6 protein-coding genes are annotated in these 11,755 nt (G+C 25.3%); all 6 read right to left on the reverse strand.

The window, feature by feature from the left end; genetic code table 11:
• Positions 1-140: 140 nt before the first annotated feature.
• On the reverse strand, positions 141-2,120 hold the full coding sequence (gene uvrB / locus Q4A58_RS02690) for an excinuclease ABC subunit UvrB (protein WP_303116398.1): 1,980 nt from the start codon (positions 2,118-2,120) through the stop codon (positions 141-143).
• A 16-nt stretch (positions 2,121-2,136) separates the two neighbouring features.
• Complete coding sequence (locus Q4A58_RS02695; protein WP_303116400.1) at positions 2,137-5,199, reverse strand: exodeoxyribonuclease V subunit beta; 3,063 nt, start codon at positions 5,197-5,199, stop codon at positions 2,137-2,139.
• Positions 5,183-7,891 (reverse strand): PD-(D/E)XK nuclease family protein, encoded by a 2,709-nt coding sequence (locus Q4A58_RS02700; protein WP_303116402.1) that lies wholly within the window; start codon positions 7,889-7,891, stop codon positions 5,183-5,185. Before Q4A58_RS02700 ends, Q4A58_RS02695 begins: the two co-directional genes overlap by 17 nt.
• A gap of 17 nt (positions 7,892-7,908) precedes the next feature.
• Entirely contained in the window at positions 7,909-9,252 is a 1,344-nt protein-coding gene (locus Q4A58_RS02705) for an MATE family efflux transporter (RefSeq protein ID WP_303116404.1), read from the reverse strand.
• A 143-nt stretch (positions 9,253-9,395) separates the two neighbouring features.
• Entirely contained in the window at positions 9,396-11,015 is a 1,620-nt protein-coding gene (locus tag Q4A58_RS02710; RefSeq protein ID WP_303116405.1) for an ABC-F family ATP-binding cassette domain-containing protein, read from the reverse strand.
• Between the two features lie 168 nt (positions 11,016-11,183).
• Positions 11,184-11,755, reverse strand: a 572-nt coding sequence (locus tag Q4A58_RS02715; RefSeq protein ID WP_303116406.1) for a prolipoprotein diacylglyceryl transferase, incomplete at its 5' end; no start/stop codon positions are given.

The following is an 11,755-nucleotide window of genomic DNA, read 5'->3' on the forward strand; positions in this document are numbered from 1 at the left end:
TTTTGTATACTAATTATACTCTTTTTATAATTTTTTTCAATACATTATTAAGGTAATAAAAAAAGAGCCCTTGAATTTTATAACAGTTTTTAATTATACTGAATAAAATAAAAATTGGGGCTTCTTTTCAAAAAATATTTTTAAAATTCCAAAAGTAGTTCTCTTAATTTTAACATTTCATCTCTTAGAGTTATTGCTGTTTCAAAGTCTAATTCTTCAACTAATTTTTTTATTTTCTTTTCAATTTTTGCTATCTCTTTTTCTATATCGTTTCTATTTTTAAATATTTTTTTAGTTTCATTTAATTTTTTCTGCTCAATTCCATAGTCAAGATTTATTAAATCTTCTGAAATTTCTTTTACAATAGACTTAGGGTTTATATTATTGTATTGATTGTATTCCATTTGTTTTTTTCTTCTTCTCTGTGTTTCAGTCATAGCTTCTTTCATAGAGTCTGTAATTATATCAGCGTATAAAATAACTCTGCCTTCTACATTTCTTGCAGCTCTTCCTATAGTTTGAACAAGAGATCTTCTACTTCTTAAAAAACCTTCTTTATCTGCTTCAAGTATAGCTACTAAAGAAACTTCTGGAATATCTAAACCTTCTCTTAATAAATTTATACCTATTAGAACATCTATTTCTCCTTTTCTTAAAGCTCTAATTATTTCTATTCTTTCAAGAGTGTCTATATCAGAATGCATATATCTAACTTTTACTCCAAGTTCTATATAATATTCTGTCAACTCTTCAGCTAGTTTTTTTGTAAGAGTTGTCACTAGGACTCTTTCTTTCTTAATTACTCTATTTCTAATTTCTTCTAAAAGATCGTCAACTTGATTTGATATTGGTCTTATCTCTATCTCTGGATCTATAATTCCTGTAGGCCTTATAAGTTGCTCTGATACAAAACCATTAGACATATCAATTTCAAAATCTCCAGGAGTCGCTGAAATAAAAACAGTTTGATTGGACTTTTCCCTAAATTCTTCAAATCTTAAAGGTCTGTTATCAAGGGCAGCTTTTAATCTAAAACCATTTTCAACAAGCGCTTCCTTTCTTGATCTATCTCCATTATACATTCCTCTGATCTGTGGTATAGTAATATGTGACTCATCAATAAAAAGCAAAAAATCTCTTGGAAAGTATTCAAAGAGAGTGTCAGGGGTTTCTCCTGCTTTCTTACTTGATAAGTATCTCGAATAATTTTCTATACCCTTACAATAACCTATTTCAGTTATCATTTCTATATCATATTCCGTTCTTTGTTTTAATCTCTGTGCTTCCAGAAGTTTATTCTCACTTTCAAAAGCTTTTACTTCATTTTTTAAATCTTCTTTTATTTCTCTAACTATTCTCTCATTGTCACCATCTTCTGTTAAATATTGTGTTGCAGGATAAATAACTATCCTTTCTAAAGACTTCTTTAATTTTTGCCCTGTAAGAGTATTTATTTCTGAAATCTCTTCTAAATCATCTCCCCAAAACTCCAATCTATAACCATTATTCATATATGAAGGATAAACATCAATTACATCGCCCTTTATTCTAAACTTACCTCTTTCAAAAGCTATATCATTTCTCTCGTATCTCAAAGAAATTAATTTTTTTATCAATTCATTTCTTTTAATTCCTGTTTTTCTATCTATAGGAATAGTCATCTTTTTATATGTTACAGGAGAACCTAAACCATAAATTGATGAAACAGAAGCAACAATTATTACATCTCTTCTATGTATTAATGCGGCAGTTGCTGCATTACGCAACTTATCAATTTCATCATTTACAGAAGAATCTTTTTCTATATAAGTATCTGTTGTTTTTATATATGCCTCTGGTTGATAATAGTCATAGTAGGATACAAAGTACTCCACTGCATTTTCTGGAAAAAATTTTTTATATTCAGAATACAATTGTGCAGCTAGAGTTTTATTAGGAGCTATTATGAGTGCTGGTCTTTGCAATCTCTCTATTACATTAGCAATAGTAAAAGTTTTTCCTGAACCTGTTACTCCCAATAAAACTTGATCCTTGACTCCTTTTTTAATATTTTCAACTATTTCATCAATTGCTGTTGGTTGATCTCCCATTGGTAAATAGTTTGAATGTATCTTAAACATCTTTTCATCACCTATTTTAATATTCAATACTAAACTCTAGGAATTTAGTTCTAATTTTATAATTTTTTATCTCATCACCAAAATTTTCTTGAAGAAGTCTTTTATAATTTTCTAACTGCTCTTCGTTTTTAGCTCCTGTTTTATAGTCAACTATATATATCTCTCCATTTCCTAAATGTGCTTCGTCATCTTTTATCATAAGCCTATCTATTCTATATGATTTTTTATTCTCGGAGTCATATATTTCATATTCAGAATAAATGTAATTCCATTTATCAGAAAAAATATCTCCAGCTATATTTAAAATTCGTTCTATATTTTCTTTTGAAAAGATTTTTCTTAATTTTTCTTCCCCAAAATATGATAGATAATTTTTATAACAAAGTTGAATTGAATATTCTATTTCTTCCTCGGTGCCATTTTTTATGTTTTCAAGAAAATAGTGTATAAGTATGCCCAGCATTCTTTTTTCTTCAGTTTTAAGCTGAAATTTGGTTTCATTAACTTCCATCTTTTCTTTTTCTAAAAATAAAAGTCTCTCATATTTTAAACTATAATTTTTTGTGTTTTCTTGAATTTTAGAATCCTCAGTTTCAAAAAGCTGTAAATTTCCTTTTTCGAAATTATCTAAATATTTAGGATTTTCAGTAATTATTATTAGATTATTCTTTGCCCTTGTTATAGCAACATAAAGATTATTTATTTTTTCTTCTTCCTGAGCCCTTTTAAAATCTTCAATCTCTTCTTTGAAACAATTCTCTACAACTTTTCCATAGCCATTTTTTACAAAAAGACTAAAAAGGACTTTATCGTATGTTGTATTCATAGAAAATATAAAGTCGAAGTCATTAGATTTTCTATTTTCGAGTTTATTTAGAATAAAGACTGTTTTAAACTGTAGTCCTTTAGATTTATGTATAGTCATAAGCTGAATCGCTTCATTTTCTAAAATATTTTCAGAAAAATTTATTTCCTTATTGTCATAAGCTTTTAGAAGCTCTAAAATATTTTCATATTTTTTTGCTAATAAATAAGCTTCTGCTAAATTTTTTAATTCAAAATCCTTATTAAAAACTCTTAAAAAATTAAATTCTTCAAAAATTTTATATGTCAACTCTTGGGAATTTAGAGTTTTATATGTCTTTTTTAAATTTTTTATCTTATTTAATACTATTAAAATTTTTTTCGATAATGTTTTTTCAAAAGCAGATTCCTCAATATCATTTAAGTAGTTTAAGGTTTTAACCTTTGATTTTAATAAAAACTCAATTTCTTCAGTACCAAAAGAGCTCAGATCAGATGCTAAAAAATTAAATAATGATAGTTCTTTATCATATATCAAATATTTTAAAAATTCTAAGTACTCAAATATTCCACTCAAATCTTTAATTTCTTTTTTAGTACTTAAAATATATGGAATTTTTTCATCCTCTAATATACTTGCAATTTCAATTAATTCATTATTAGTTCTTGCAATTATAGCTATATCCGAATAATTTTTTAAAGAAGTATTTTTTAATTCATCAACTAACTTTTGTGCAAGTGAAATTTCTTCATCCTTTGTTTTTTCAAAATATATACATTTCACAAAACCATTTTTCCTAGAGTTAGCAGTACTATTTTTGAACTTCCAATCAGGATTATTTTCACTAATTTTCTTAAAAATATTGTTAGTATAACTCACAATATTTATATCACTTCTATATGAAATATTCATATTTTCGCACTCAGCATCTATTATATTCTCAAGATTTTCAAAAAGTTTTTTCTCTCCACCTCTCCAACCATATATGCTTTGTTTTTCATCTCCAACACAGATAACATCCTTAGCTTGTTTAATTATTTCAAATAGTATCTTCCATTGTAAAACACTTGTATCTTGAAACTCATCAACAAAAACTGTATCTATCTGCATATCAAGATTTTCAAAAAAAAACCTTGTTAGCCCTTGCCCATCAATTAAAAGATTGTCGGCTTTGAAAACTGTTACATAGGTATAGATAGAAATATCATTAAAGGTGAACTTCCTATCTCTTACTTTCAATTCATCATACATTTTATAAATTTCTTTACTTAAATCCATAAGTTTTTTTTCATAAGGAATTAAAATCTCATTATATATTTCTTTCGCTAAACTTTCCTTTAAATTTAAATAAATTTCTGCTATATTTTCTTTAGCTTCACCTTTTATTTTCCTTCCATCAATTAAAGTTTCATTATCCAAAAGCTTTTTGAAATTTATAAAAAATAATCTTTTCAAATCCTCATCAGATTTTTCAATATATTTTTTATAGTCTTTTTTCAAAACTTCTTCTAAATCCTTCTGACATTCATTTTGAATATAGTCAAATATATCTTTTAAAAATTCAAAACTTGTTTTATCAATTTTTAATCTTTCTTTAGAATAAAAATTTTGAAATTCAGATAAAGAAAGTAGGTATTTCCATCTTCCATCAATTAGACTTCTAATTATGTTTATATAAGTATCTATATTTTTTTCTGAATTTTCATTAAAAAATTCTTTAAATTCATAAAATAAATTCTTATCTTTAAATATATTTTCCAATATTTTTTTATAGTAATAGTCATTTTCTTCATCTTCTATCATAGTATATGATTTTATCTTTAAGAAATTTATAACTATATTTTTGAAGATAATATTTAAAAATGAATCTATAGTATATATTTTTATATTTTCTTTATTTTTTATAATATCTTCATAAACAAGATAAAGTTTAGAAAGTTTATCTTTAGTAATTTTTTCTTTTAATATCTTTTCTACATTTTTCAATAAAATTAAGAAATCTTCTTTTTTCTTATCTTCCCACGCTGAATTTTCTATAACTTTTTCTAAACTAAAATCTTTATCTTGAATTAACTTATAAACTTCAATAAAACTTGATATTTTTTCTAAAACTTCTTTTTTTATTTCAGCTGTAGCTTTTTTAGTAAAAGTCATAACTAATATATTTCTATACTCTATGCCTTTAAAAAGAGCCACTAAATATTCTAAAGATAATCTATAAGTTTTTCCAGTCCCAGCACTTGCTTTTAAAACTAATTTACTCATTTTCATCACCCTGTATTTTATCAAGAGGACATAAATATTTGTAATTATAGGACTTTTTAAAATCAAATTTATTTTCTTTCAATTTACTTTTTTTAGGTAACTCATAAATAGAAGAGCCTAAAAATTTTTCAATATTTTCTTTTATTTGATTTTTTAATCCATTTAAATCTGCTATTTTATTTTTTTCAAGTTCTATATTGTCTTGCTCATCTTCTTTCCAAAAATTATATGAAAAACTATAAATAGGAACAGAAATATTTCTATCTCCATAAAACATTACAGCATAAAATTCAAGTTGTCTTTTATCGGCTAGTCCTGTTTTAAAATCTATTATATAGTTAGCCTTACTTGTTTCTATAAGTAAATCTGCTCTTCCAGAAAAAAATACTTGAATCCCATTTATTTCACAAAAAGCTAATTCTTTTTTGTCAGTTTTTTCAACCTCTATTCTTAAAATTTTAGTATCTTTTAGCTCTTCATATAAAAAATTTAAAAAGTTTTCAATATTTTTTTCCAATCTTAAAATTAAAATTTCTTCCAGATAATTTTTCATAAAACTTTCTATTTTTAATTCTTCTTTTTTTAAATTTTTTCTTAAAGTTTCAGATATATTTTCCTTTTTTATTAAAATATTTTCAGGCGATAACAACACATCTTTCCAATTCTTTTTAAACAAGTCTTCCATTGTTTTATGTAGAATTATACCCAAAAGTTTAGCTGAAATGCCATTCACCTCTTCAACTTCAAGTTGTGAGCCAAGTTTACATAATTTCTCTAAAAAGAAAAAAGTTTCTCCATCTAGAAGTGCTGTATAATCATAAGCTCCTATTTTTAAAATACCATTTTTAAAGTCATTCACATCTTTTTTATATGCCCTAAAATAAGGTTTATCCTTTTTACAAAGGTCATTTTTTTCTTCAAAAAGATTTTGTATAAAATCTACATTATAACTCTTTTTAAAAGCATTATATCTATTTGCATATTCATAGATAAAAGATGAGAAATCAATATTGTTATCTAAATCCACTATAGAATAAATCTCTACATCTGAAAAATTTAGTAAATTTTGAAATGTCCTATACTTTTCAATTAAAATTAAATCTTCATAATTTTTTATACCAAGTTTATTTTTCTGCTGTTCTGTGAATATTGCATTTATCTTTTTTGATTTAGCTAAATTTTGATTATCTGTATGGATAATGAGATTTTTTTTACTTTGCTGCTGTAAAAAAAATTTAGCTGAATATAGATCTTTTAAATTTAACTTACTTTCTTCTTCCATAGAATCTATATTTGTATATAAAGTTATCTTATTGAGATAATTAAAAAATAGAATAAAGATATTTTTTCCAATATTTTTTTCAAAAAAGTTAGAAAAATTTTTAAAGTATTCTATGTTTTTATTTGAATTTAAAATACCAAGTATTTCATAAAATTTATCATAAATACTTGTATACTTGCCTTCAAAAAAATAGTTTATATCTGCTTCATTTGAAAAGAACTTTTCTTTGAAATATTCACTCAATTCTATTATATTGCTTATATTGTCTATTTCTTCTGCATTTTTTAAAATTAATTTTAATTTACTGAAAAGATTCTTATTTTCTTTAAAATAATAATCAAAATAACCTTTTTCTAATAAGTTATATGAAATATATCTGTAATCATCTTCTAAAATCTTTTCAAAATTTTTATAATCCTCAATATCTAAACCATAAAATTCCATAAAAGCTGTATTAAATAAACTATCTTTCAACTTAAAAGTATCAATCATTTTATTTTGCAGATCCATGGTTTCTAATATTTTTATATATGTTTCTAAGATCTTATATAATTTCGTATCATTAAAAATATGCCTATTGGATTCAGAAAAAATAGAATAATTATCTGTAGTGTTTAGATTTGCTGAATAGATTTGTATTTCATCTTTACTATTTTCTTTTAAATTTTTTTCGATAAGATTATATAAGTCAAAATCGTCCTTATATTCAACCAAACCTAATTTTATATTCCTAATTGGAAGATTCAGATCTTTCAATTTCAATTTTTTTTCATCATAATCTTCTTTTTTGACTTGTAAGACAATTTCTATTTCTAAGTATTTTGAAATTTCTAAAAGTATTTCAAAAAAATTATGAGGGAAATCTAAAACATCGTAAAAAATTATTTTTTTGAATTTTTTTAAGTAAAATAAATTGAGATTTTCCTTAGTATAAAGCCAATCTAATGGTAAAAAATTATTTTCATTCAAATTTTTATCGAAATCCTCTTTTATTTGATAAAAAATATCTATTTTTTCTTTTTGCCATTTTGATAAATTAAGTTTTTTAAATATCTTTCTATCTTTTATATAAGTAAAAAAGTCAAAAAAATCATCAGCAATTTCAATACAGTCATAATATGTTCTTATATTTAAATTATTTTTAACTTCCTTAGTCAAAGAAGCATAAAAAATTAAAAATCTTTTTATATCCTTCAGTATATATTTATTACTTAAAAAAATTTTTTCTAAAAATTCATCTAGAGATAAAAAATTATCAAAAACTCTAATTTTTTTTGAATTAACATAGGAAAACAAAAAATTTTTAGACATTCCATCTTCTGTTATGATTAAATTATTTTCTTTAATATAGTCATAAACAGTAGCAATAAGTCTGTTATTTTCATCGTTATAATCTATATATCTAAAATTTATCTTCATTTCATTTACCTCTATTTTTAAACTTTTATATATTGCCAACTTCCTTTTTTAAATATATAAAATATAATTATACTTCTAAATGCTAAATCTATTGTCATTACTATCCAAGCACCAATAAGTCCTGTTTTTAATATGTTTAGAAAAAAATAAGTTGTAGGTATTCTAACCAAAAATATTCCTAAAAATGTAACTAATAAAACAGATTTTGTTGCTCCTGCTCCTCTTAAAGCTCCACTTAAAACCATGGTCACAGCTAAAAATGGTTGACATATAGAAACTATTTTAAGCACTGAGCTTGCAACTATTCTAACATCCACTTCTTTTGTAAATAGACTTATTATAAGCTTAGGTGCTATAAAGAATATTAATCCCATAGCAGACATAACAATTAAACCCATAGTCATACAAATATAGCCATTTCTCATTGCTTTCTGTGGGTTCTCTCTTCCTAATTCTTGTCCCACAAGAGCCGTTGCTGCAAATGAAAAAGCAAATCCCAAACTAAAAGAAAAAGCTTCTGCTGTACTTGCTATTTTATGGGACGAATAGCTTAAACTCCCCAATGAAATTACCATAATTTCAAATATAAGCATTCCTATTCTCAGTGAAAGTTGCTCAATTGCTGCTGGTATAGCAACTTTCACTACCCTTTTTATAACTTGTAAATCTATAAAAAGATCTACTTTTCCCAATTTTATCCATTCAGATTTTTTATAAAATACTAAATAAAAAGATATTATTGTCAAAGAAGATCTTGCAAGCGTTGTTGCTATTGCTGCTCCTGCAACCCCCATTTTTAAAACAAAAATAAAAAAGTAATTTAAAATTACATTTATAAATAAACATATAATATTTCCTATCATAGGAATTTTCGTTCTACTTATTGCTCTAAAAGCACTAAAAAATACTGCATTAAAAGCTATAAAAATAAACCCAAGTGCATTTATATTATGATATATTATCGCATTTCTTAAATCAAAACTCTCATCTCTTGCTACTAGAGAAATTACCTCTCTTGAAAAAATAGTAAAAATAAGAGTTATAAAAATTCCCAAAGGAACAGATATAATTAAACTTTGAATAGTTGCTCTTTTAGCTTCTTCTTTATTTTGTGCACCAAAAGCTCTACTTATAAGAGCTGCTGCACCAATTCCGACAGACATAATAGCAGGTAAAATAGCATTAAAGGGTGCGCTTCCTATTCCAACAGAGCTTATTGCTGCAGAACCCAAACTTCCTACCATCATCATATCAAAAGCTCCTAAAAGAGTTTGAGCTAAAACATCCAATACAGCTGGAATAGAAATTCGTAAAACTTCTTTTATAACTTCTTTATCTTTCATATAATCTAAATTAAACATTTTTTCACCTTGTTTTCTAAGAATAAAGCCTTTCTTAATATTTATTATAGCATTTTTATTAAAATTTTATTTTAAATAATTTAAAAAAGACCATTACATTTTAAAACTTAAAAAATTTTTGCAATGATCTTTTTTTATCTTATTTAACTATACATTTCATCCAATCTATTTTGAATTTCTTCATTTTCTAAATATTCATCATAAGTAATAACCTTATCAATAATACCCTTAGGTGTAATTTCAATTATTCTATTTGCAACAGTTTGTATAAACTCATGATCATGTGCTCCAAACAAAACTGTTCCATTAAATTTAATAAGAGCTTTATTAAGAGAAGTAATAGATTCCAAATCTAAATGGTCACTAGGATTATCAAACATTAAAACATTTGCACCTGAAAGCATAAGTTTAGATAACATACATCTTACCTTTTCTCCTCCTGATAAAACAACAGCTTTTTTAAGAGATTCCTCTCCACTGAATAACATTCTGCCTAAAAAGCCTCTAATAAAAGCTTCATGATCATCTGGTGAGTAAGGTCTTAACCATTCAATTAAATTTACATTAGGGTCTTGAAAATACGAAGAATTATCTCTTGGCATATAAGCTTGAGAGGTTGTAACCCCCCAAGTATAAGTCCCTGAATCAGCTTCCATTTCTCCAGATAATATATTAAGTAAAGTAGTTTTTACTAAATCATTTTTAGCAAGAAAAACAACCTTATCTCCAGTTTCAATAGTGAAAGAAACATTATCTAAAACCTTTACTCCGTCAATACTCTTTGTCAAGTTTTCTACTTTTAACATATTATTTCCAGCTTCTCTATCTGGTTTAAATTCAATAAATGGATATTTTCTATTAGATACTTGCATATCTTCAAGTTGCAATTTTTCTAGTTGTTTTTTTCTTGAAGTCGCCTGCTTTGACTTTGAAGCATTAGCACTAAATCTGGCTATAAACTCTTGTAATTCCTGTCTTTTTTGTTCTAATTTTTTATTTTTATTGGAGATCAATTGTATCATCAACTGATTTGATTCATACCAGAAATCATAATTTCCAACATACATTTTTATTTTTCCATAATCTATATCTGTTATATGTGTACATACTTTATTTAAAAAATGTCTATCATGCGATACTACAATTACTGTTGAATTTTCTAAGTTCATAATAAATTCTTCAAGCCAAGAAATTGCTTTTACATCAAGTCCATTTGTAGGCTCATCTAGAAGTAATACATCTGGTTCTCCAAATAGAGCCTGTGCTAGTAAAACTTTTACCTTCTCTGGTTCAGTTAGTTCTTTCATAAGTTTATGATGTAGATCTACACCAATTTTTAATCCCATAAGCAAAGTTTCTGCTTCTGTCTCAGCCTCCCATCCATTCAGTTCTGCAAATTCACCTTCTAGTTCAGCAGCTCTTAAACCATCTTCATCAGTAAATTCTGACTTAGCATAGATAGCATTTTTTTCTACCATTATATCCCAAAGTTTTTTATTCCCCATCAAAACCACATTTAATACTTCTTCTTCTTCATATTGAAAATGCTCTTGTTTTAATACAGACATTCTCTTATTCTTATCAAAAATTACTTCTCCTTCTGTTGGTTCTAGATCGCCTGACAGAATTTTAACAAATGTAGATTTTCCTGCCCCATTTGCTCCTATAACTCCATAACAATTTCCTGGAGTAAATTTTATACTAACATCTTCAAATAATTTTCTACCTGAAAATCTCATTCCAAGATTAGCTGTTGCTATCATTTTATTCCTCCTATTTTATATTTATTCTTAATTTTTCATTAATTATAAATAAGAAAAAATTTCTTTATAAATTTTCATACAAAAAATATTATACCATAGTTAATAAAAAACTGCACTTAAAAAAGTGCAGATAAAGTAATAATTATTTTTAATTTAAAAATTTTTTGATTAAATTTTATTTTTTTCTCCTAATTTTAAAAATAATAAAGCAACTATTATCATAATAAAACTTACTAAATGAGGAGCTCTAAGTCCCCATATCATTAAATCTTCTGCTCTAAAAAAGCTTACAATAATTCTATTGATGGAGTATAAAATTATATAAGACCACCAAAGCGCTCCAGTTGCTAAACTTTCCTTTTTTCTAAGTATAAACCAAATTATGCAAAAACCTATAAAATTTAAAAACAATTCATAGAGCATAGCTGGGTGCAATGCCAGATTAGGAAATTCTTGACCAGCAGGTGATGACAGAGGAAAAACTATACCCCAGGGAACTAAATCTGAAAATTTCCCTTTTTCAAATATATCCAAAGATTCATAGTATGAATACCATTCAAAAAATTTAGGTTTTATACTAAAAATAACAGAAAAAGGTGTGAAAGTTGGAACCCCATGTATCTCTCCATTCATTAAATTTCCAAATCTTCCTATAGCCTGTCCTAATATGAAAGGAGCTGCTGCATAATCTCCTAAAATCAAAGGATTAATTTTTTTTATTTTTCCATAGATAAGTGTAC

It is taken from the genome of Fusobacterium sp., assembly GCF_030528405.1.
GTDB lineage: Bacteria > Fusobacteriota > Fusobacteriia > Fusobacteriales > Fusobacteriaceae > Fusobacterium.